Here is a 22,164-nt window from a genome sequence, read left to right as displayed (position 1 = left end):
CGCGTCCGTCCGGCAGGGTCGGTCATCCGCGCAGGAAACCGTCCCCGTGGGTGGCGATATGGGCCTCCAGGGCGCTCAGTGCCTGCTGTGTCACCTCGTCCGAGCCGCTGCCACGCTTCTCGGCGTAGTACGCCGCGCCCAGCTTTCTCAGCAGGTCGTTGCCGGCCCGCATCGCCTGCACCTCTTCGACCTTCTGCTTGCCCTGCTCCAGCCCGTGACGGGCCTGTTCCTTGGCGCGATCCAGAAACCCGGCCATAGAGCCACCTCCGTGTGGTCCGTCTTGTAAGGGATCAACGGCGCGGGCGGCCGTGGGGTTCCCGTGCCAGGCTGGGCGATTTCGGCGAAGTGTGCGACCCGGAGGGGTCATTCGGTGTACGGGAAGGTTCCGAGTGCCGGGCGGCTCCGATGGGTGCGGCGAGTACGGCGGTTACGACGGGTACGGCGGGTCGGCACAGGAAAGCGGGGCGGCGGGGTGATGCCGCTGGTGGGGGGCTCCGATGGGGGCGCCGATCCCCTCGGGTTAGCGTGTCCGATATGGACTACCAGGGCGTTCTCGAGGAGGTAGCGGCCTACGCCAGGCCGTTCGTACGGCACGGAAAGGTCGCCGACTACATACCCGCGCTGGAGCGGGTGTCGGCGGACCGCTTCGGGATCGCGATCGCCGACATACACGGTGCGGTGTACGGAGTGGGTGACTGGGAGGTGCCGTTCTCCGTCCAGTCCATCTCCAAGGCGTTCTCCCTGGCGCTGGTGATGGCGCAGAGCCACAGCAGCCACGGGAGCCAGGACGACGACGACATCTGGAAGCGGGTCGGCCGGGAGCCGTCCGGCACGCCGTTCAACTCGCTGGTCCAGCTGGAGGCGGAGAACGGCATTCCGCGCAACCCGTTCATCAACGCTGGCGCCCTGGTCGTCACCGACCGGCTGCAGACCCTGACCGGCGACGCCAGTACGTCGATGCTGCACTTCCTGCGCGAGGAGAGCGGCAACCCGGACGTCGCCTTTGACCAGGCGGTGGCCGACTCCGAGGCTGCGCACGGTGACCGCAACGCCGCGCTGGCGCACTTCATGGCGTCCTTCGGCAACCTGGAGAACCCTGTCTCCAGCGTCATCGAGCACTACTTCTGGCAGTGTTCGATCGAGATGAGCTGCCGCGATCTGGCCGTCGCGGGCGGCTTTCTGGCCCGCCACGGGCTGCGCGCCGACGGCAGCCGGCTGCTGGAGGCGCGTGAGGCCAAGCGGATCAACGCGGTGATGCTGACCTGCGGGACGTACGACGCGGCCGGGGAGTTCGCCTACCGGGTGGGGCTGCCCGCGAAGAGCGGCGTCGGCGGGGGCATCGTCGCCGTCATCCCCGGCCGCTGCACCCTGTGCGTGTGGAGCCCCGGCCTCGACGCCCGCGGCAACTCCGTCGCGGGGGCGGCTGCCCTGGACCACTTCACGACGTTGACCGGGTGGTCGGTGTTCTGACGTGCTCGGGGGGCGGCCGGGGGTTCGGGGGTTGCCCCCGGGGGATGGGGTACGACGCTGACCGGGGAGTCGGTGTTCTGAGCGGATTCCGAGCCCGTGGCGCGGGGTGTGGACGGTTGCCCCGGTCGGGGGGCTGGCGTTGTGGCCGTCGATCAGCTGGCGCATCGTTGGCGTGAGGAGGTGCACCGCCATGGAGCACGAGATTCGCGCCGAGTACGAGGAAGGTGTCCTGCCGCACGAGGACACCCCGGTCAAGCTCTGGCACATGACGCGGGTCGGGACCACCACGGCCATGTGCGGGCGGGACCTCGCCCCGGCCGCCGCCACCCAGCCGGCCGACGCCTGGGGCGGCAACAGCGCCAAGCCGTTCTGCCGGCTCTGCGGCGTGCTGTACATGGGTGAGCACCCCGCCGACCCGGCGTAGCGCGCCGGACCCCGCCCGGTGCCCCTACGGCCCCACGGCCCCGGCCCTACGGCCCCACGGCCCCGGCCCTACGGCCCCACGGCCCCGGCCCTACGGCCCCACGGCCCCGGCCCTACGGCCCCACGGCCCCCGTGCCCTCACCGCCTCACGGGCAGCGGACGACCTGGCCCGCGTACGAGAGGTTGCCGCCGAAGGCGAACAGCAGGACCGGGGCACCGGGGGCGATCTCACGGCGTTCGACCAGCTTGGACAGTGCCAGCGGCACGGATGCCGCGGAGGTGTTCCCGGAGTCGACGACATCCTTGGCGATCACCGCGTTGACCGCGCCGAGCCGCTCCGCGAACGGCTCGATGATCCGCAGATTGGCCTGGTGGAGCACCACACCCGCGAGGTCCTCGGGCCGGATCCCGGAGCGTGCGCAGACTTCCCGGGCGATGCCCGGCAGCTGGGTCGTCGCCCAGCGGTAGACGGTCTGGCCCTCCTGGGCGAACCGGGCGGGCTCGCCCTGGATCCGTACCGCGTCGCCCATCTCCGGAACCGACCCCCACAGGACCGGACCGATCCCGGGCCCCGCCTCGTCGTCGCAGGCGGTGACCACCGCGGCTCCGGCGCCGTCGCCGACCAGCACACAGGTCGTACGGTCCGTCCAGTCGACGACATCGGTGAACTTCTCCGCCCCGATGACCAGCGCACGGGTCGCGGCGCCGGCCCGTAGGGCGTGGTCGGCGGTGGCCAGGGCGTGGGTGAAGCCGGCGCAGACCACGTTGAGGTCCATGGTGGCGGGGGCGGCCATCCCGAGGCGGGCGGCGACCCGGGCCGCGGTGTTGGGGCTGCGGTCGGTGGCCGTGCAGGTGGCGACCAGGACCAGGTCGATGTCCTGGGGGGCGAGGCCGGCCGCGGCCAGGGCCTTGGCCGCGGCGGCGGCCGCCATCGCGTCGACGGTCTCGTCGGGCGCCGCGATATGGCGGGTACGGATACCGACCCGGCTGCGGATCCAGGCGTCGTCGGTCTCGACGATCCCGGCGAGATCGTCGTTGGTGAGCACGCCGGAGGGCTGGTGATGGCCGAGGGCCAGGATGCGTGACCCGGTCATGAGTTCAGTTCCCCCTGTACGTGGGCCTGTACGTGGACGGTGGCTGCTGCCTCACCAGTCTCACCCGCCGGTCCGGGCCGACGGGTGGGAGATCCGCCAACGTTCCGGCGCCAGATCTGGAGACAGGTGCCAGAACCCGAGGTCCCGGTGGTGCGGCTCAGCCGTGTACGTCCTCTGGGAACGGGGGAACAGCTGCGTACGTCCCCGCCGGGCTCGGCCCCGTATGTCCGGGCTCAGCCCCGTGCCTCCTCCTGGACCAGTGCCCTGAAGCGGCGCAGGCGCAGGCTGTTGCCGACGACGAAGACCGAGGAGAAGGCCATCGCGGCGCCGGCGATCATCGGGTTGAGCAGTCCGGCGGCGGCCAGCGGGAGCGCCGCCACGTTGTAGCCGAACGCCCAGAACAGGTTGCCCCGGATGGTGCCGAGGGTGGCCCGGGCCAGCCGGATGGCGTCCACGGCCACCCGCAGGTCGCCCCGTACGAGGGTGAGGTCACCGGCCTCGATGGCGGCATCGGTGCCGGTTCCCATCGCCAGGCCCAGGTCGGCGCGGGCGAGCGCGGCCGCGTCGTTGACGCCGTCCCCGACCATCGCCACCGAGCGGCCCTCCGCCTGGAGCCGTTCGACCACGGCCACCTTGTCCTCCGGCAGGACCTCGGCGATCACCTCGTCGATGCCCACCTCGGCGGCCACCGCCTCGGCGACGGCCTTGTTGTCCCCGGTCAGCAGCACCGGCGTCAGGCCCAGCGCGCGCAGGCCGCGGACCGCCTCGGCGCTGGTCGGCTTCACCGCGTCGGAGACGACCAGCACCGCCCGCGCCGCGCCGTCCCAGCCGACGGCCACCGCGGTGCGGCCCTCGGCCTCGGCCGCGGCCTTGGCCTCGGCCAGCGCGGGCGGCAGGGGCTGCGACCGCTCGGCCAGCAGCCGCTCGCGGCCGACGAGGACGGCGTGCCCCTCGACGACGCCCTGGACGCCCAGGCCGGGGACGTTCGCGAAGTCCTCGGGGGCGGGCAGCGCGGCGCCGGTACGGGACTCGGCGCCGGTGGCGATGGCGCGGGCCACGGGGTGCTCGGAGGCGTGCTCCAGCGCGCCGGCCAGCCGCAGCACCTCCGGTTCGTCGGCGCCCTCGGCGAGGTGTACCTCCGTCAGCGTCATCACGCCGGTGGTGACCGTGCCCGTCTTGTCGAGCACGATGGTGTCGGCCTTACGGGTCGACTCCAGCACCTCGGGCCCCTTCAGCAGGATGCCGAGCTGGGCGCCGCGGCCGGTACCGACCATCAGCGCGGTCGGCGTGGCCAGACCCAGCGCGCACGGGCAGGCGATGATCAGGACGGCGACGGCCGCGGTGAAGGCGGCCACCGCGCCGGCACCGGTGACGAGCCAGTAGGCCAGGGTGCCGAGGGCGAGCACGATCACGACCGGGACGAAGACCGCGGAGATCCGGTCCGCCAGCCGCTGCGCCGCGGCCTTCCCGTTCTGCGCGTCCTCCACCAGCCGCGCCATCCGGGCGAGCTGGGTGTCCGCGCCGACCCGGGTGGCCTCGACGACCAGCCGGCCGCCCGCGTTGACGGTGGCCCCGGTGACGGTGTCCCCGGGGGAGACCTCCACCGGGACGGACTCACCGGTGAGCATCGAGGCGTCGATCGCGGAGGAGCCCTCCAGCACCGTTCCGTCGGTGGCGATCTTCTCCCCGGGGCGTACGACGAAGTGGTCGCCGACGCTCAGTTCGGCCGTGGGGACGCGGATCTCCCTGCCGCCCGCCCGTCGCCCGCCACCGCCCCGGTTGGAGAGCGCTTCGCCCTCGCCCCCTTCGTATCTCAGGACGGCGACGTCCTTGGCGCCCAGCTCCAGCAGGGCCCGCAGCGCGGAGCCCGCCTTCCGCTTCGAGCGCGCCTCGAAGTAGCGCCCGGCCAGGATGAACGTGGTCACGCCGGCCGCGGCTTCGAGGTAGACGGCGCTGCTGCCGTCGGTACGGGCGATGGTGAGCGTGAACGGGTGGGTCATTCCGGGCATACCGGCGTGCCCGAAGAACAGCGCCCACAGCGACCAGCCGAATGCCGCGAGGGTTCCCATCGAGATCAGGGTGTCCATCGTGGCGGCGCCGTGCCGCAGGTTGGTCGCGGCCGCCCGGTGGAACGGCCAGGCGCCGTACACCACCACCGGGGCGGCCAGGGAGAGGGAGAGCCACTGCCAGTACGTGAACTGGAGGGGCGGGACCATCGCCATGAGCACCACCGGGACGGTCAGGGCGAGGGACACCAGCAGCCGCTGCCGGAGCGCGGCGAGCCCGGCGGCGGCCTGCTCGTCCGGACCGCCGCGGCCCTCGCCGGCGGAGGGCTCGCCCGCCGGGCCCGCGGCCGGCGCGGGGGCCGGCGGCTCGGGGACCGTGGCCGTGTACCCGGTCCTCTCCACGGTGGCGATCAGATCCGCGGCCCGGACCGCGCTGCCCTCCGCCACCGCCACCTGCGCCTTCTCGGTGGCGTAGTTGACGGTGGCGGTGACCCCGTCCATGCGGTTGAGCTTCTTCTCGATGCGGGCGGCGCACGAGGCGCAGGTCATCCCGCCGATCTCCAGCTCGACGCGGTGCTCTCCGATCGCGGTGGTCATGCGGGCTCCTCGGTGTGCGGCGGCTGCGGGCCACGGTGCGTCATCACGCACAACCATATACCCCTCGGGGGTATTTCGGCAGGGCGGTTGCTCTACCCCTCCGGGTGGTCGCCGGGTGGTCTCTTCCGCCCGCCGGGTGGTCTCTTCCGCACCTCCGGTCCGCCGCTCCCGCTCACCCGCCCTCCGCCGCCCGGCTCACCCGCCCGCCCATCTCCCGCAGATACGCCACCAGCTCCGGCGGATCCTGCACCGTGAACTCGCGCCCCAGCAGCGCCAATCGCATCGCCAGCCACTCCAGCGACTCCGAGGCGCTGTGCCAGCGGCAGGACGCCTCGTCGAGCGCCTCGACCTCGCCCGCCGCCGGCCCGCCCAGCCGGGCGGCCACCTCCGCGGCGGGTGCGTACACCGTCGCCACCGCCCGGTGCGTCCGCGTCCTCGCCTGCATCCGCGCGCGGACGTACGCCCCCGCGTCGGCGGCCGGCAGCTCCCGGGGTGTGGTCCGGACGCCGGTCGGGAACGGCTCGCTCAGCCGGTCCACCCGGAAGATCCGCCAGTCCTCACGGTCGTTGTCGTACGCGACCAGGTACCAGCGCCGTCCCGCCGCGACCAGTCGGTGCGGCTCCACCAGGCGCCTGCTGACGGCCCCGGCGCCCGCCCGGTACCGGAAGCGCAGCCGCTCGTGGTTGGTGATGGCCGCGGCGAGCACCGTCAGATGCTCCGGGTCGACGGTCGGCCCGCCGTCGGCGGGCATCGGGACGGTGGCCGTGCCGAGCGTGCCCACGCGCCGCCGCAGCCGGGCCGGCAGCACCTGTTCGAGCTTGGCCAGCGCCCGTACGGACGCCTCCTCGATACCCGCGATGGTGTGGCCGGCCGTCGAGCGCAGGCCGACCGCGATGGCCACCGCCTCCTCGTCGTCCAGCAGCAGCGGCGGCATCGCGGTGCCCGCGGCCAGCCGGTAGCCGCCCTCCGCACCCATCGTGGCGTGCACCGGATACCCCAGCTCCCGCAGCCGCTCGATATCGCGGCGGATGGTCCGGGAGGTGACCCCCAGCCGCTCGGCCAGCTCGCTGCCGGGCCATTCGCGCGGGGTCTGGAGCAGGGACAGCAGATTCAGCAGTCGCGCCGACGTCTCACTCATGGGTCGATGATGCCTGCTCCAGTAGGACGGGAGCTGTCCTACATGGCCCTTAGTGTCGGGGCCGAACGACATACCGGAGCCACCACCCCTGGAGAACACCACCCCATGACCACGACCGCCCCCGCGCCGGCCGACCGCAGACGCTGGATAGCGCTCGCCGTCGTCCTCACCGCCAGCTTCATGGACCTGGTCGACGCCACGATCGTCAACATCGCCATTCCGAGCATCCAGCGGGACACCGGCGCCACCTTCAGCGCTCTCCAGTGGGTCACCGCCGGATACGCCCTCGCCTTCGCGCTCGGCCTGATCACCGGCGGCCGGCTCGGTGACATCTTCGGCCGCAAGCGGCTGTTCCTGCTGGGGATGGCCGGATTCACCGCCGCCTCCGCGCTGTGCGGGCTCGCCGCGACCCCGGGGATGCTGGTCGGCGCGCGGGTACTCCAGGGCGCGATGGCCGCGCTGATGGTGCCGCAGGTGCTGGCGATCATCCACGTCAGCTTCCCGGCGAACGAGCGCGGCAAGGTCTTCGGGATGTTCGGCGCGGTGATCGGCCTCGGCGCGGTCTGCGGACCGCTGATCGGCGCGCTGCTCACCGAGGGCAACCTCTTCGGCCTGGAGTGGCGCCCGATCTTCCTGATCAACCTGCCGGTCGGCGTGGTCGGCATGCTGCTCGGCCGCCGCTTCATCACCGAGTCCCGCTCCCCGAACGCGCTCCGCCTCGACCTCATCGGCACCGCGCTGGCCACGGCCGGTCTGCTGATGCTGCTCTACCCGCTCACCCAGGGCCGCGAGTCCGGCTGGCCGCTGTGGGGCTTTGTGTCGATGGCCGCGAGCCCGCTCGTGCTGGCCGCGTTCGTACGGTACGAGCGCGCCAAGTCCCGCAAGGACGGTTCGCCGCTCGTCGAGCTCTCCCTCTTCAGGGTCCGCACGTTTGCGGCCGGTGCCGGTGTGCAGTTGACCTTCGGTGTCGTCAGCGGACTGTTCTTCCTGATCTGGACGCTCTACATGCAGCTGGGCCTGGGCTGGAGCCCGCTCCGCGCCGGGCTGACCGGAGTGCCGTTCTCGCTCGCCTGCTCGGTCGCGGCCGGGATGTCCGTCCAGAAGCTGGTGCCGCGCTTCGGCCGCAAGGTGCTGCAGGCCGGCGCGCTGATCATGCTGGCCGGGGCGCTCCTCTACATCTGGCAGGCCGGGCATTACGGCACCGCCATGCAGTCCTGGCAGATGGCACCGGCGATGCTGCTGATGGGCGCCGGTATGGGCCTGATCGTCGCGCCGATCACCGATGTGGCGATCTCCGAGGTGCCGGCCGAGCACTCCGGTTCGGCGTCCGGCATCTTCAACACCACCGGCCAGTTGGGCATGGCGCTCGGCCTCGGGCTGTCCTCGGTGGCGTTCTTCGGGGTCGTCGGCGATACGGGGGAGAGCGGCGGGGCGGTGGCCGGCGCCGCGGCCCGCACCGCGTTCATCAACGCCACCACCCACTCCCTGTGGTGGATCTCCGGCGGTCTGGTCCTCGTCTTCGGCCTGCTGTTCCTGCTCCCGCGACGGGGCCATGCGCAGCATCCCGCGGCGGCGGACACCACCCCGGACACCACGGAGGACGCCACGGCGGACGAGACCGCCGCGGAGCGGGAAGCGGCGCCGGCTCTGACGTCCTGAAGTGCCGGGGGTCCGGGGTCCGGAGGGCCGGGGCCCACGGTCCGGGGCCCACGGTCCGGGGCCAGGGCAAAACCTGCCCCCGGACCGTAGGCCCCGCCGCCCGTCGCGGGCCATACTGTCCGGATGTCGGTGATCAGCAACCTCCGCAAGGCCGTCCGGCTTCCGCAGCCGCGCAGCCGGGGTGTCGACCTGAGCCACCCGGCGCGCTCGCCGCTCGGCACCGCCGTGGTGAACTGCGCGGTCTACGTGGACGGCGTACGGCAGGACGGCGACCACCCGGCCGAGGCGGCGATACGGCGGGTCCGGGACACCGGCCGGGGGTTCGTCTGGATCGGGCTGCACGAGCCGTCCGAGCGGGAATTCTCCGGCATCGTCGAGCTGTTCGGGCTGCATCCGCTCGCCGTCGAGGACGCCGTCCACGCCCATCAGCGGCCGAAGCTGGAGCACTACGACGACTCGCTGTTCACGGTCTTCAAGACGGTCCGCTACGTCGAGCACGACCAGCTCACCGACACCAGCGAAGTGGTGGACACCGGCGAGATCATGGTCTTCACCGGCACCGACTTCGTGATCACAGTGCGGCACGGCGGGCACGGCTCGCTGGGCCCGCTGCGCGAACAACTGGAGTGTGACCCCGAGCAGTTGGCGCTCGGCCCGTCCGCCGTGCTGCACGCCGTCGCCGACCTGGTCGTGGACGACTACCTCGACGTCACCGCCGCCGTCCAGGACGACATCGACGACGTCGAGAGCGAGGTCTTCTCCGTACGCGGCAGCCGCGGGGCCGGCCGGATCTACCAGCTCAAGCGCGAACTGCTGGAACTCAAACGCGCGGTGGCCCCGCTGGACCGGCCGATGCAGGAACTGGCGACCCGGCCGATGCGGCAGGTCGACCCCCGGATCCAGACGTACTTCCGGAACGTCGCCGACCACCTCGACCGGGTCACCGAGCAGATCACCGCCTTCGACGAGCTGCTCAACTCCATACTCCAGGCCCACCTCGCCCAGGTCACCGTCGCCCAGAACGAGGACATGCGCAAGATCAGCGCCTGGGTCGCGATCATCGCCGTACCGACCATGGTGTGCGGTGTGTACGGCATGAACTTCGACTACATGCCGGAGCTGCACTGGACCTTCGGCTATCCGCTGGTGCTGGCGGTGATCGCCACCCTCTGCTGGGCCATCCACCGCGGTTTCAAACGGAACGGCTGGCTGTAGGCGGAACGGCCTGGCCGTAACGGATCGGCTGGTCGCCGTCGTAGGTGGTCACCGGCCCGCCACATGCCGGGGACGGGCCGCGCCCCAGCCCGCCGCGATCTGCGGGACCAGCAGTGCCAGCAGGACGGCCAGCGGTACCGTCCAGCTGCCGGAGGCGTCCCGTACGGCGCCCAGGACGGACGGGCCGGTCGCGGCGAGGATGTAGCCGAAGCACTGGGCCATGCTGGAGAGCTGGGCGGTGTGCCGGATGTCCGGGGCGCGCTGGACGATGAAGAGCAGCGCCAGGCTGATCGCCGCGCCCTGGCCCAGGCCGAGCAGCACCATCCAGACGTACGCGCCGCCCACCGGCGCGACCAGGACGCCGGCGAATCCCGCCGCGCACAGCACCGCGGCCAGGACGGCCAGCGTGCCGGCCCGCAGCCGTCGGCCGACGATCACCGGGGCGAGGAACGAGCCCGCGATGCCCAGCAGCGAGGAGAAGGACAGCATCCAGCCGGCGTCACCGGCGCTCATTCCGGCGTCCGTGAGCATCGTCGGCAGCCAGGCGGCCGCCGCGTAGTAGCTCAGCGACTGCAGGCCCATGTAGGCGGTGACCTGCCAGGCGAGCGGGTCGCGCCACAGCCCGCGCACCGGGCGTGCCGCCTCGCGGGCCGCGCCCGCCGGTACCCGCGTACGGGCGCCGGTCTGCGGCAGCCAGAACATCAGCGCCAGGAGCGCCGGCGCGCCCCAACAGGCAAGGGTGGCCTGCCAGCTGAGGCCGGCGGCCTGCTGGACGGGCACCGTGACACCGGCCGCCAGCGCGGCGCCGCCGAACAGCGACATCGAGTACAGGCCGGTCATCAGCCCGGCCCTGGCCGGGAAGTCCCGCTTGATCAGGCCGGGCAGCAGGACATTGGCCACGGCTATCCCGGCGCCGATCACGATCGTCCCGGCGAACAACGCCAGGACCGAGTCCAGCAGCCGCAGCGCGGTGCCCGCGCAGATCAGTGCCATCGTGCCGAGCAGCGAGCGTTCCATGCCGAACCGCCGCCCCAGCCGTGGCGCGACCGGTGACAGCAGGCCGAAGCAGAGCAGCGGCAGCGCGGTGAGCAGGCTCGTGGCGGCGGCCGACATTCCGCTGTCGGTGCGGATGGTGCCGGCCAGCGGCGAGACCGCGACCAGCGCGGGACGCAGATTCAGGGCCAGCAGGACGACGCCGGCACCGATGTAGAGGGCGCGCCGCCCGGCGACGCCCGGGGCTGCCGCGGAAAGCGGCGCTTCTGTGGAGCCGGCGCCCGCATCGTGGGCTGTATCGGGAGCTGTATCGGGGGCCGTACGTGTGGCGGTCCGGTCCTGGATCACTCCTGTGCTCCCTTCGCGCGGTCGGTATGCGTGGTGCTGTCGGTGCTGTCGGGGGTGTCGCGCAGTGCCGCCATGCCTTCGGAGAGATGCGCCAGCGCCGCGCGTTCGGCGGCCTCGGGGTCCTGCGCCTCGATGGCGTCGACGATGGCCTCGTGCGAGGCGTACTGATTGCGTACGGACTCGGGGACGGGGGCGCCGACGACGGACTGCAGCGTCGAGCGCAGCGCGTCGCTGAGGTGGTCGTACAGCTCGGCGAGGACGCTGTTGTGGGCCGCGGCGGCGACGGCCCGGTGGAAGTCCATGTCCGCGTCGATGAAGGCGGCCAGATCGCCGCTCTTCCAGGCCTGATCACGGACGGAGAGGGCGGTGCGCAGCGTGGTGAGGTCCTCGTCCGTACGGCGCTGGGCGGCGTAGCGCGCGGCGTCGCGCTCCAGCGAGGCGCGCACCTCGAACGCCTCCAGGTCGCCGGCCCGCCGCAGTCTGCGCTGGACGGCGGCGCCGAAGCCGCTGCTGGCGCGGACGTAGGTGCCGTCGCCCTGGCGTGGCTCCAGCATCCCGGTGTGCACCAGGGCGCGGACCGCCTCGCGGACGGTGTTGCGGCCGACGTCGAGCTGTTCCACGAGCACCGGTTCGGCCGGGATCTTCGTCCCGACCTGCCACTCGCCACCGGCGATCAGGCTCTCCATCTGTTCGATGACCAGGTCCACCAGATTGGTACGGGCGGTACTGCGCAGCGGCATGGGTCCGGGCCCTCCTTCGCTCTCATTTCACCGGTGATGGGAACATCCCATGTTTGACGCTGTCAAACGGACCGGGGAGGGCGGGCTGGGGAGGACAGGCTGGGGAGAGGACGGGCGGGCGGAGGAAGACGGCGGGGCAGGCGGGGGCAGGCGGACAAGCCCGGGCAACGGGCGGGTTAGCCTGAGGGCGCGCCGATGATCTCGGGAGACCTATGGACGAGCGAGCCCGCCGGGCCAGGCCCTGGCAGGGACAGTGGCCGGTGATCGGCGCGGTGTCCGCGGGCGGCGCGGTCGGGGCCGCGGCTCGTTACGGCGCCTCGCTGCTCTGGCCCACGGGGCCCGGCGCCTTCCCCTGGACGACCCTGGCGGTCAACGCCGTCGGCTGTGCGCTGATGGGTGTGCTGATGGTGCTGATCACCGAGGTCCGGCCGGCCCACCGGCTGCTGCGGCCGTTCCTCGGCACCGGCGTGCTCGGCGGCTTCACCACGTTCTCCACGTACGCGGTCGACGTCCAGCGGCTGGTCGGCGACCGGCAGCCACTGCCCGCCCTGGCCTGCCTCGCCGGCACCGTGCTCGCCGCGCTAGCGGCCGTATGGGCCGGGGTGGCCGGCGCCCGCGCCCTGCTCGTACCGGGCCGGCGGACGGGCTGAACCGGAACGCGCGGAAGCGATCGGGCCGCACGAACGCGATCGGAACGCGCGGAAGCGATCGGACCTAACGAAAGCGACTGGACCGCACGAAAGCGACCAGAACACGCGGAAGCGGTGGGGCTCGGGAAGAGCCCCACCGCTGTGGGCGGCGCAAGAGATGCGAGGGCTGGTGGGGATACGGGGCCGGCCGTCAGGTTCCGGCACCCGTCAGCCCCAGGCCTGCCGCGGACCGCGCACCGTCGGCTCGGTCCGGACCGTGGGCCACCGCCGAACTCGGGAAGCGAGAAGCCGCTTCACCGTGCGGGCGCGGCGCCGTCCGTCAGGACGTGGCGCCGGTGCGGATGCCCTTGAGGCCGTTGGCCCAGAGCTGCTCCACCTGGCCGCGCTCGTTCTCGTCCGGCTGGGTGTTCGTGCAGGACGGGCCGGGGCCGCCGCCGGACATCAGCTCGCTGCACGGACCCTCGTAGTGGTCCGGCAGGCCGAGCACATGGCCGGTCTCGTGCGCGGTCACGCGGGTCGAGTTGTACTCCTGGTTCTGCTTGTAGTCCAGGAAGACGAAGCCCTTGCCGTGGCCGTCGGTGCTGGCGTACGAACCGCGCGGGTCATCGCCCTCGCGGTACTGGAAGTCGCCGCCGCTGCCCTCCTTCAGCTGTACGTTCTTGACGGCGCTGTTCCAGATCGACGCGCTCTCGGATATCTGGCTCTTGAACGTGGGCGCCGCACTGGCGTCGTAGGTCACGGTGACCGAGGCCGCGCCCGGGTTCGCCTTCATCTTGGCCCGGGCCGACTTCACCACGGCCTCGAAGAAGGCCTTGGTGTCCGCCTTCTCGGCCGCCGAGCCGGTGTACGCGGCGATCGAAGCGGGGGTGCTCCGGCCGGGGTTGGCGGACGAGGGGGAAGCGGCCGAAACCGGCGCCGCGGCGGTGAGCGCGGCGGCGAGGCCCAGACCGAGCGCCGCCGACAGCGCCGTCTTGGGAGATCTCATGTGGGGGGCTCCTTAATTTCCGAGGGCCGTACGGTCGCCGTGTGGGGCGGCGACCGGGGCCCTGCGGATTTCTTGGTGCCGTTGAGTGTGGAGGGAATTCACCCGGAAGACGGAGATGCCAAGTGGCGATAGCACGAGCCAATACCCTGGGGAAAAAGGCAAGTTATGGCCGGTTTGAGAGGCTGGTGTGAGGGGCACCGGCGTCGTTATGCTCCCGACGTGGAGCTTGAGGTAAGGCATCTTCGCGCGCTGTGCGCCATCGCTGATTCCGGCAGCGTACGCAAGGCGGCACGGCAGCTCGGTATGACCCAGCCCTCCCTGACGACCCAGCTCCGCCGTATCGAAAAGGCCCTGGGCGGCCAGCTCTTCTTCCGGGAACCGACCGGCACCCGGCCGACTCCGCTGGGGCATTCCCTGCTGTGCCGGGCCAGGCCGATAGTGGCCGAGATGCAGGCCCTTGTCGACGAGATCGCCGCGGCTTCGTACCGCGAGCAGGGCGCCCGGCTCCGCATCGGCAGCACCAACAGCCCGGCGGTGGCGGGCTGGCTGCGCCGGCTGCGGGTACGGCTGCCCGAGACGGACACCACGATACGGACCGATGTGTCCGCCAACGCGCTGCTGCACATGGTCGCGTCGGGGCAGCTCGACGTCGCGTTCGTGCACGAGGTGGAGGGCTCGCCGCTCCGCGTCCCCGACGGTCTCGTCGAGCGGGAACTCATCGCCAGGGAGCCGCAGTTCATCGCCCTGGCGGACACTCACCCGGCGGCCGCGCAGGAGATCGTCCGGGTCGCGGACCTCGCCGACGACCACTGGATGGTCGATCCGACGGTGGACGGCGAATGGGCGGGCCTCCGCCGCATCTGGACCGCGGCCGGTGTCAACCCCCGCGTCGTACACGGCGACTACCTCACCACCGTCGACCTGGTCACGGCCGGTGAGGTGGTCACCCCCTGCCAGCCGACCGCCCGCACCCGGCCCGGTATGGCCGTCCGCCCGCTGTACGGCGACCCGCTGGCCGTCCGTCTCTTCATGGCCTGCCGTCAGGACGGCACCCTGGCCGCCTCGCCCGAGGACCTCTTCGCCGACCTGACGGCTTCCTATATGGAGATCGCCTGGGCGAGCGAGGCCTACCGGGAGTGGCTCATCCGGCACGACCCCCCGCTCCCGGTTCCGACGTGATCCGGCCGGCCCGCCCAGGCCTCGGGTCCCAGGCCCCTGGCTCCTGACCCTGGCCGCTACAGGTTGTCGCCCCAGCCGCTCTGGATCATGGTCTGGAAGGCCCATGCCCCGTCCCGCCTGACCAGGATGTCGGCGTAGCGCAGCCGCTGGGTCCGGCCCTCGGCCGTCATGACCGCGTCCGAGAAGACCACGGCCATGGCGGGCGAGAGGAAGACGGGTGTCCGGGTGGACTCGAAGGTGATGTCCTCGCTCCCTTCGCCCATCACCTGGGTCATCGTCGCGATGAACTGCTCGCGGTCCCACTGTGCCGAACGGCCGTTGCCCGCCGAGTCGTCACTCACGAGGTTGAGCGGGAACGCCGCCATGTCCGCCATGCGCGCGACCTCGCGCCGCGCGCTCCGGGCGTCGTACTCCGCGAACCAGGCGTCCAGGCTCGCGCGGTCCTCGTCGGTCGGCACATAACCGGTGTCGGGGAGAAAGGTCACGCGGGCTCCTCTCCAGGGCTGTCGGCTCCGAGACCTTCGGCCCTGCACTGATCGAGTTTGACTACGAGGGGGAGGAGGTTAGGTTCTGCGGCGGCATTAGTCAAGTTTGATTAGTTGCCCTCCGGTCGCGGGGCGACTGCGGGTGCCGGCAGGCCGGTCGAGGGCGGGCGGGGGAGGGGCTTCCGGTCCGGGAGGTAACCCGTTTGGCTGGTCGGGCGGGCAGCCTCCGTCCCCCGGGTGCAGGATCGGTCTCAGGCGGCCGGCCGGACCGGTCGCGGACAGGCATTGTCAGCGTGCGCGATCGCCTCACTTCCTCTGCGGAGTTCAGCGGAGTTCAGTGGAGTTCAGCGGAATTCAGCGGAAATCCGGCGGAGTTCACCGGAGGGCGACGTGTCAGCTGAGTCTCCGCCACTACGCGCGGCGCACGGTCTGCGGTGACACACACTCCACAGAAGTTCCGGAGTTCGTGGTCCGGGCCGCAGGGAAATCGCCAGTACGAGAAGGGTGTTCCTTAATGTACGAGACACTGGCTCGGCTGTTGGTCCAGGAGTTCGGGATAGAAGCCGACTTGGTCAGTCCCCAGGCAACGGCCCGGGACCTCGAATTGGACTCGTTGTCCTTGTCGGAACTAGCAGTGATGATCACGGAAAAGACGGGGCTGCAGTTCGACGAGGCCGCCGTGGACCTCGACAGCACCCTCGAAGAGATCGCGACGCACTTCGTGAAGGCCGAGGAAGCCGCTTCTCCAGCGCCGTGAGCCCACGCCTGCGGCCTCGGACCGAGGCCACCTGAGTCCGTGTCACCTGAGTCTCAGCTGTGCGGCACACAGCGGAAGTCGCAGCAGAAACTTTCTTCACCGTGCTCATGGGCCGGGACACCACCCGCGCCATGAAGAGGTGGGGAACCGTATCGACAGGATGACCATGACTGGCTGGATCACTGATGTTCCCATTCTCGACTACTTCGTCACCCGTCGGGATATCTACCCCTACTACCTCGTCATCGAGGACCGGCCGACGCCGGCGGAGGTCGTCGTCCAGGGCGTGCGCGCGGTCAACGCGGCCTCGACGGACTACCTGGGGCTCTCGGCCGACCCCGGTGTGCGCGCCGCGGCTTCGCGCGCCGCCGCCGAGTTCGGTACCTCGTGCACCGGGTCGCCGATGCTGGGCACCATGGCAGTCCACCATGAACTGGAGGCGGAGCTGGCCGACTTCCTCCGCCGCCCCGCGGCCATGCTGACCATGACGGGATTCCAGGCCAACCTGACGCTGTCCGCGCTCTTCGGCAGCGGCCACACGGTGATCGCGGACCAGCACATCCACGCCTCCCTCCTGGAAACCACCCGTCTCGGACGGGCCGAGCACCGCCGGTTCGGGCACAACGACGTCTCCCACGCCGAACGGCTCATGCGCGCCGCCACCGACAAGGGCAAGATCCCCGTGATCCTCACGGAGGGCTCGTTCTCACTGGGTGGAGACCTCTGCCCGGTTCCGGAGTTCGCCGCACTCACCAAGCGCTACGGCGGCGCCCTGATCATCGACGGTGCGCACGACATCGGCGTGGTCGGGGCCAACGGGCGTGGCGTGGGTGAGCACTTCGACGCCGAAGAGGAGATCGACCTCGTCACCGGGACCCTCTGCAAGGCGTTCGGCTCGGTCGGCGGATTCGTCGCGGGCTCGGAGAAGGCCATCCGTAACCTTCGCCACTACGGAGATGCCGCGATGTACTCGGCGTCGGTGGCGCCACCGTCCGCGGCCGCCGCGCTGGTGGCCGTACGGACGGCACGCGCCCGGCCCGAACTCCGCGCCGCACTGTGGGAATCGGCCCAGCGGCTGCACCGCGGCCTGGCGCAGCAAGGGCACCGCACACCGGCCTGGCCGGGCCCCTCGATCTCGCTTGCGGCGGGAGAGCCCGAACAAGGCCTGAAGGCATGGCGTGCGCTGCTCGACGCGGGTGTCTTCACGGGGGCGTTCCTGCCTCCGAGCGTGGCGGGGGACCAGGTCGCCCTCCGCATCTCGGTCACGGCCATGCACACGGCGGACCAGGTGGACCGGATCCTGGAGGCCGTCGGACGGTTCCTTCCGCCCCGGCCCGACGCGGCGGAGGCGGCCGCCAACTGAGGGCGCGTCAGCCACCGGACCCACCCCCTCCGCGCCCCGCGCGCCCCCGCATGAGCTGTCGGCCCTGGTACGTGGTGCCGGCGCGGTCCCCGGAAGGCGGAGCCGGCTCGCTCCGTCGTCCCGTCGCCACACCCTACGAAGGAGACCGACATGCGCTGCGAGGCTGCTGTCACGGGCATAGGGATGATCACCCCGGCCGGACTCACCACGGAATCCACCTGGGCCGCGGTGTGCCGGGGGCAGAGCACGGTGCGTACGGACCCCGACCTGGAGGGGCTCCCCGTCGACATCTCCTGCCGGGTCGACGGGTTCGACGCCGACGCCGTGCACGGCCGGCGGCTGGCGCGGCGTCTGGACCGCTTCACCCAGCTCGCGCTCGCCGCCGCCCACCAGGCGGTCCGGGACGCCGAGCTCGACCCGGCCGCCTGGAACGCCCCCCGGGTGGCCGTCGTCCTCGGCGTCGGCAGCAACAGCCTGCACTCCTACTTCCATGAGTTCGAAGTCCTGAACCAGGGCCGCCCGGAGCTGGTCTCCCCGCTCGCGCTGCCGCGGAGCGTCCCGAACATGGCCGCCGCCGAGGTCGCCATCGCCCTGGACGCCCGCGGCCCGAACTTCACCGTGGCCAGCGCGTGTGCCTCCGGCGCCACCGCCCTGGCGGTCGCCGCCGACCTGGTCACCTCGGGCGCCTGCGATATCGCGCTCGCCGGCGGCGCCGAATCCGGCCGCTCCCGGATGACCGTGACCGGCTTCCACCAGATGCACGCCCTCTCCCAGCGCACCGACGCTCCGCACCTCGCCTCACGGCCGTTCGACGTCGACCGTGACGGCTTCGTCCTCTCGGAAGGCGCCGCGGTCCTCGTCCTCGAACGCCCGCAGCACGCCCTGCGCCGTGGTGCCGACCCGCGGGCACGGCTGTGCGGACACGCCTGCACCAGCGACGCCTACCATCCGGTCGCCCCGCACCCCGAGGGCACCGGCGTCGAACACGCCCTCCGTACCGCGCTGGAGGGGGCCGGCCTCGAACCGGGCGACATCGGGCACATCAATGCCCACGGCACCTCGACCCCCACCGGCGACGTGGCCGAGGCACGCGCCCTGCAGCGCGTCTTCGGGCCGGAGCCGCCCCCCGTCACCGCCCCGAAGAGCATCCTGGGCCACGCGCTCGGCGCGGCCGGTGCCATCGAGGCGGCCCTGACCGTCCTCACCCAGCAGCACCAGCTCATCCCGCCCACCGCCAACCTCCTCCACCAGGACCCCGACTGCGAACTGGACATCGTCACCCAGGCCCCCCGCGCGGCCGCGTTCGGCGCCGCCATCAGCAACTCCTTCGGCTTCGGCGGCCAGAACACCGTCCTGGTGTTCACCGCGGACTGAGCGGGCGAGCGGGCTCCGGGGCGTTCCTCCGTGGGCTCCGGGGTGTCACTCCGCGGGCGCCGCCCCTCCGCTACCCGGTCGACGCCACCCATCTGCGGTACAGACCGGCGAACGGGCCCGAGGCGTCGATGAGTTGGCCGGGCGGGCCGTCCTCCACGATGCGGCCCGCCGCCATGACCAGGATGCGGTCGGCGGCCAGGACGGTCGACAGACGGTGCGCGATGATCACGGCGGTGCGGTCCGCGAGCACCTTGGCCATCGCGGCCTGCACGGCGCGCTCGGTCGGGATGTCCAGGCTGGAGGTGGCCTCGTCCAGCAGCAGCACGGTGGGATCGGCCAGGAAGGCGCGGGTCAGGGCGACCATCTGCCGCTGGCCCGCGGACAGCCGGCTGCCGTGCTTGCCGACCTCGGTGTCGTAGCCCTCGGGCAGGGCCGTGATGAAGTCGTGCGCGCCGACCGCCGTCGCGGCGGCCTGGATGCCGGCGCGGGTCGCGTCCGGGCGGGCCAGCCCGACGTTCTCCGCGACCGTGCCGCTGAACAGGAAGTTCTCCTGGGTCAGCAGGGTCACCTCGCGGCGCAGGTCGGCGTCGGTGAGATCGCGCAGGTCCACACCGTCCAGCCGCACCGCCCCGGCCGAGGGGTCGTAGAAGCGGGCGGCGAGCTTGGCGAGGGTGGACTTCCCGGCGCCGGTCTCACCGACCAGGGCCACCGTCTGTCCGGCGGGGACGGCCAGGTCCAGGCGCGGAAGGACGAGCGGGCCGCCCGGTGCGTAACGGAACTCCACGGCGTGGAAGCGGAGTTCGCCGCGGCCGGGGCGGGCGGCCGGGAGGGCCGCCGGGGTGCGGGGTTCGGGCACTGAGGAGCGCACGTCCAGGAAGCCGGAGATCTTCTCCAGTGCCGCGCTCGCCGCCGCGTACTTGTTGGTGAAGGTGGCCAGCTCGTCCAGCGGATCGTAGAACTTGCGCAGATACAGCACGAAGGCGGTCAGGACGCCCAGCTGGAGTGAGCCGTCCGCGAGCAGCCGGCTGCCGATCGCGAGGACCAGGGCCAGCGAGACGTTGCCCACCAGGCGCACCCCCGCGGTATAGCGGGCCACCACGTGCAGCGCGTCGGTGTGGGCGTCACGGAAGTCGTCGTTGAGCCGGTTCATCCGGGCCGCGGCACGGGACTCGGCGCGGAACGCCTGCACGGCCCGGATGCCGTTGAGGGTCTCGCCCAGCTCCACGAGGATCTCCGCGACGGTGTTGCGGGCCCGGCGGTACGCCTGCCGCGACCGCTCCTGGAACCACCGCGTCAGCAGGACGAGGGGGACGAACGAGGCGAGGACGATCAGGGCCAGCGGCAGGTCCAGCCACAGCAGCAGCACGGAGATGCCCGCCACCGACAGCAGCGAGGTCAGCAGACCGTCCAGGCTCGTCTCGACCAGGTCGCGCACCGCGTCGACGTCCGAGGTCAGCCGGGAGATGACCCGGCCGGAGGTGTAGGCGTCGTGGAAGGCGACCGGCAGCTGCTGGGCGTGCCGGAAGATCCGGGTGCGCAGGTCGAGCAGTACGGCCTGGCCGACGCTGCCGGACAGCCGGAAGAAGCCGTAGCGTGCGCCGGCGGCGGCCAGCCCGCAGGTGGCGAACCCGGCCACGCACCACACGAGCGCGCCCGGCCGTCCGGTGGCCGCCTGGGGCACTCCGTGGTCGATGGCCTGGGCGATCAGCAGCGGGCCGGTCAGCTGCGCGGCGTTCTCGATCACCAGGGCGGCCAGCGCCAGCAGCGACCGCAGCAGCCAGGGGCGGAGCAGGGAGGCCAGCAGGGTACGGGAGCGGGCCCGGACGCGGACCTGGGTGGCCCTGTCGAGGACCGGGGCGTCCTCGGACGTCAGGACGGTGTCGGTCATGTCGCCACCTCGCTTCGCTCGGTCCCGGTCGCCATCAGCGCGCGGTACTGCGGGCAGGAGCCGAGCAGCTGGCGGTGGGTGCCGACGGCCAGGACGCGGCCGTCGGCCAGTACCGCGACCCGGTCGGCCAGGCGCGCGGTGTTCGGGCGGTGCGCGACCACCAGCGCGGTGGCATCGCGCAGTACGCCGCGCAGCGCCCGTTCCACCTCCGCCTCGGTGTGCAGGTCGAGGGCGGAGAGCGGGTCGTCCAGCACCAGCAGGGCGGGCCGGGGCAGCACCGCCCGGGCCAGGGCGAGCCGCTGCCGCTGGCCGCCCGACAGGGATCTGCCCTGTTCGCCGATGCGGGTCGCCGCCCCGTCCGGGCGCAGCGCGTCGACGAAGTCCTCGGCGGCGGCCACCCGCAGGGCCGTGCGGACCGCGGTCTCGGGAGCGGCCGGGGCGCCGAGGGCGACGTTGTCGTGGACGGACGCGGACGAGAGCATCGCGTCCTGGAAGGCGCAGCCCATCATGGCGCGCAGCTCGGCCAGCGGCAGGTCCCGGACGTCCACGCCGTCGACGGTGATCCGGCCCCCGGTCACGTCCGCGAGCCGGGGGACCAGCCCAGCCAGGGTGGTCTTGCCCGATCCGGTGGCGCCGACCAGGGCCATGGTCTCGCCGGGGCGGACCTCCAGATCGATGCCGCGCAGCAGGGGGGCGGGGGCGCCCGGGTACCGGAAGTGGACGTTCTCGAAGCGCAGATGCCCCCGGGCGGGCCGGGCGGGTGCGGCGGGCCGGGCGGGGTCGGCGACGGCCGTCGGGCAGTCCCTGATCTCCCAGTAGCGGTCGCAGGCCGCGGCCGCGGTACTGGTCTCCGACAGGGCCCAGCCGATGCACTCCGTGGGCCAGCGCAGATACGTGCTGATGGTGAGGGCGGCGACCAGCTGGCCCAGGGTGAGCTGGCCGTCGGCGATGCCCCAGCCGCCCACCGCGAGCTGTCCGGCGATGCCGAGCTCGGGCAGGATGAGCAGGGCGGTGGACAGTGCCGCCATGATGCGGACGATGTGCAGTTCGGTGGTGCGCAGCCGCCGCGCCTGCTCGGTGAACTGCCGCATGCGCTCCGCGGACCGGCCGAACGACCTGATGACGCGCATCCCCAGCGTCGACTCCTCGATGAGCGTGGTCAGATCGCCGGACTGGTCCTGTGCCCGGCGGGCGACCACCTTGTAGCGCGTCTCGTAGAAGTACGACACCAGCAGCAGCGGTGCCGCGCTCACCAGGCCGACCAGGGCGAGCGCGGGCGCGATGGTGAAGAGGACGGCGAGGCCGGCCACCAGCGTCAGGGCGTTGACGACGAGGAAGAGCGCGGCGAACGCCAGGTATTTGCGCAGCGTCACCAGGTCGTTGACCGCGCGGGACATCAGCTGCCCGGACTGCCAGCGGTCGTGGAAGGCGACCGGCAGCCGCAGGAGATGGGTGAAGAGGTCGGCCCGCATACGGGATTCGACCAGGGCGGTGGGGCGGGCGATGAGCTTGCGGCGGGCCCAGAACAGCGCCGCCTCCGCCGCACCGAGCCCGGCGACGAGCAGAATCAGCCAGGGCAGCGGTCCGAAATCACCGCTGCTGAACGGGCCGTCGATGATGCGCTGCACCACCAGGGGAATGGTGAGCCCGCACAGCAGGGCTCCGAGAGTCGCACCGGCCGCGCCCGAGACGGGAAGCCATACCGGCCGTAAATAAGGGCCGAGCCGGCGAAGAGTAGCGAGAGAGGATCCGGCCTTTCGGGCCGGGGCGCCGTTGACGCTCAATTGCGTACTCCTCACA

The 22,164-nt window shown here is 72.2% G+C and carries 19 protein-coding genes; 9 read left to right on the top strand and 10 right to left on the bottom strand.

Features of this window, described 5'->3' with window-relative positions:
- Positions 1 to 22: 22 nt before the first annotated feature.
- Positions 23 to 256 (bottom strand): hypothetical protein, encoded by a 234-nt coding sequence (locus tag ACFY12_RS02135; RefSeq protein ID WP_390713771.1) that lies wholly within the window; start codon positions 254 to 256, stop codon positions 23 to 25.
- Between the two features lie 278 nt (positions 257 to 534).
- Here ACFY12_RS02135 and ACFY12_RS02130 point away from each other — a divergent pair, with 278 nt between their 5' ends.
- Together ACFY12_RS02130 and ACFY12_RS02125 are read left to right on the top strand one after the other, a co-directional pair.
- The gene (locus tag ACFY12_RS02130) at positions 535 to 1,470 is read left to right on the top strand and encodes a glutaminase (protein ID WP_390713770.1); all 936 of its coding nucleotides are present in this window, start codon (positions 535 to 537) and stop codon (positions 1,468 to 1,470) included.
- A 190-nt stretch (positions 1,471 to 1,660) separates the two neighbouring features.
- Entirely contained in the window at positions 1,661 to 1,894 is a 234-nt protein-coding gene (locus tag ACFY12_RS02125) for a hypothetical protein (RefSeq protein WP_390713769.1), read from the top strand.
- 145 nt (positions 1,895 to 2,039) lie between these two features.
- Here ACFY12_RS02125 and ACFY12_RS02120 read toward each other — a convergent pair whose 3' ends face one another.
- The 3 genes from ACFY12_RS02120 to ACFY12_RS02110 all read right to left on the bottom strand — a co-directional run bounded on the left by ACFY12_RS02120 (position 2,040) and on the right by ACFY12_RS02110 (position 6,728).
- Positions 2,040 to 2,987 carry a beta-ketoacyl-ACP synthase III gene (locus ACFY12_RS02120; RefSeq protein ID WP_390713768.1) on the bottom strand — a complete coding sequence of 316 codons (948 nt, stop codon included), beginning with the start codon at positions 2,985 to 2,987 and terminating at the stop codon, positions 2,040 to 2,042.
- A gap of 233 nt (positions 2,988 to 3,220) precedes the next feature.
- Positions 3,221 to 5,590, bottom strand: a complete 2,370-nt coding sequence (locus ACFY12_RS02115) for a heavy metal translocating P-type ATPase (RefSeq protein ID WP_390713767.1) — start codon at positions 5,588 to 5,590, stop codon at positions 3,221 to 3,223.
- Positions 5,591 to 5,762: 172 nt separating this feature from the next.
- On the bottom strand, positions 5,763 to 6,728 hold the full coding sequence (locus ACFY12_RS02110; protein WP_390713766.1) for a helix-turn-helix transcriptional regulator: 966 nt from the start codon (positions 6,726 to 6,728) through the stop codon (positions 5,763 to 5,765).
- A gap of 105 nt (positions 6,729 to 6,833) precedes the next feature.
- On the opposite strand from ACFY12_RS02110, the gene ACFY12_RS02105 reads away from it, so the two are divergent.
- Positions 6,834 to 8,387, top strand: coding sequence for an MFS transporter (locus ACFY12_RS02105; protein ID WP_390713765.1), 1,554 nt, complete (start codon positions 6,834 to 6,836; stop codon positions 8,385 to 8,387).
- Positions 8,388 to 8,510: 123 nt separating this feature from the next.
- Positions 8,511 to 9,602 (top strand): magnesium and cobalt transport protein CorA, encoded by a 1,092-nt coding sequence (locus ACFY12_RS02100; protein WP_390713764.1) that lies wholly within the window; start codon positions 8,511 to 8,513, stop codon positions 9,600 to 9,602.
- A gap of 48 nt (positions 9,603 to 9,650) precedes the next feature.
- Here ACFY12_RS02100 and ACFY12_RS02095 read toward each other — a convergent pair whose 3' ends face one another.
- Both ACFY12_RS02095 and ACFY12_RS02090 read right to left on the bottom strand, forming a co-directional pair.
- On the bottom strand, positions 9,651 to 10,943 hold the full coding sequence (locus ACFY12_RS02095; RefSeq protein ID WP_390713763.1) for a CynX/NimT family MFS transporter: 1,293 nt from the start codon (positions 10,941 to 10,943) through the stop codon (positions 9,651 to 9,653).
- A complete protein-coding gene (locus ACFY12_RS02090; RefSeq protein WP_390713762.1) occupies positions 10,940 to 11,683 on the bottom strand; it encodes a FadR/GntR family transcriptional regulator in 744 nt (247 codons plus the stop codon). Before ACFY12_RS02090 ends, ACFY12_RS02095 begins: the two co-directional genes overlap by 4 nt.
- 212 nt (positions 11,684 to 11,895) lie before the next feature.
- Between ACFY12_RS02090 and ACFY12_RS02085 the strand changes: the two genes are divergently transcribed.
- Positions 11,896 to 12,333, top strand: a complete 438-nt coding sequence (locus tag ACFY12_RS02085; protein WP_390713761.1) for a fluoride efflux transporter FluC — start codon at positions 11,896 to 11,898, stop codon at positions 12,331 to 12,333.
- Positions 12,334 to 12,652: 319 nt separating this feature from the next.
- Here ACFY12_RS02085 and snpA read toward each other — a convergent pair whose 3' ends face one another.
- Positions 12,653 to 13,318 (bottom strand): snapalysin, encoded by a 666-nt coding sequence (snpA, locus tag ACFY12_RS02080; RefSeq protein WP_390713760.1) that lies wholly within the window; start codon positions 13,316 to 13,318, stop codon positions 12,653 to 12,655.
- A gap of 249 nt (positions 13,319 to 13,567) precedes the next feature.
- Between snpA and ACFY12_RS02075 the strand changes: the two genes are divergently transcribed.
- A complete protein-coding gene (locus ACFY12_RS02075; protein ID WP_390714346.1) occupies positions 13,568 to 14,497 on the top strand; it encodes a LysR family transcriptional regulator in 930 nt (309 codons plus the stop codon).
- Between the two features lie 56 nt (positions 14,498 to 14,553).
- Here the strand turns inward: ACFY12_RS02075 and ACFY12_RS02070 are convergent, their stop codons facing one another.
- Entirely contained in the window at positions 14,554 to 14,982 is a 429-nt protein-coding gene (locus tag ACFY12_RS02070) for a DUF4440 domain-containing protein (RefSeq protein ID WP_390713759.1), read from the bottom strand.
- A 514-nt stretch (positions 14,983 to 15,496) separates the two neighbouring features.
- Between ACFY12_RS02070 and ACFY12_RS02065 the strand changes: the two genes are divergently transcribed.
- The 3 genes from ACFY12_RS02065 to ACFY12_RS02055 all read left to right on the top strand — a co-directional run bounded on the left by ACFY12_RS02065 (position 15,497) and on the right by ACFY12_RS02055 (position 18,476).
- The gene (locus ACFY12_RS02065; protein WP_390713758.1) at positions 15,497 to 15,739 is read left to right on the top strand and encodes an acyl carrier protein; all 243 of its coding nucleotides are present in this window, start codon (positions 15,497 to 15,499) and stop codon (positions 15,737 to 15,739) included.
- 166 nt (positions 15,740 to 15,905) lie between these two features.
- Positions 15,906 to 17,102, top strand: a complete 1,197-nt coding sequence (locus tag ACFY12_RS02060; RefSeq protein ID WP_390713757.1) for an aminotransferase class I/II-fold pyridoxal phosphate-dependent enzyme — start codon at positions 15,906 to 15,908, stop codon at positions 17,100 to 17,102.
- Positions 17,103 to 17,252: 150 nt separating this feature from the next.
- Positions 17,253 to 18,476, top strand: a complete 1,224-nt coding sequence (locus ACFY12_RS02055; protein WP_390713756.1) for a beta-ketoacyl-[acyl-carrier-protein] synthase family protein — start codon at positions 17,253 to 17,255, stop codon at positions 18,474 to 18,476.
- A gap of 70 nt (positions 18,477 to 18,546) precedes the next feature.
- Here the strand turns inward: ACFY12_RS02055 and ACFY12_RS02050 are convergent, their stop codons facing one another.
- Both ACFY12_RS02050 and ACFY12_RS02045 read right to left on the bottom strand, forming a co-directional pair.
- Positions 18,547 to 20,364 carry an ABC transporter ATP-binding protein gene (locus ACFY12_RS02050; RefSeq protein ID WP_390713755.1) on the bottom strand — a complete coding sequence of 606 codons (1,818 nt, stop codon included), beginning with the start codon at positions 20,362 to 20,364 and terminating at the stop codon, positions 18,547 to 18,549.
- On the bottom strand, positions 20,361 to 22,163 hold the full coding sequence (locus tag ACFY12_RS02045; RefSeq protein ID WP_390713754.1) for an ABC transporter ATP-binding protein: 1,803 nt from the start codon (positions 22,161 to 22,163) through the stop codon (positions 20,361 to 20,363). Before ACFY12_RS02045 ends, ACFY12_RS02050 begins: the two co-directional genes overlap by 4 nt.
- Position 22,164 lies beyond the last annotated feature (1 nt).

Source organism: Streptomyces sp. NPDC001339, assembly GCF_042895955.1.
In the GTDB taxonomy this organism is placed as follows: domain Bacteria; phylum Actinomycetota; class Actinomycetes; order Streptomycetales; family Streptomycetaceae; genus Streptomyces.
Note: the sequence above shows the minus strand (reverse complement) of the source record. Positions and strands in the feature narration are given on the sequence as shown.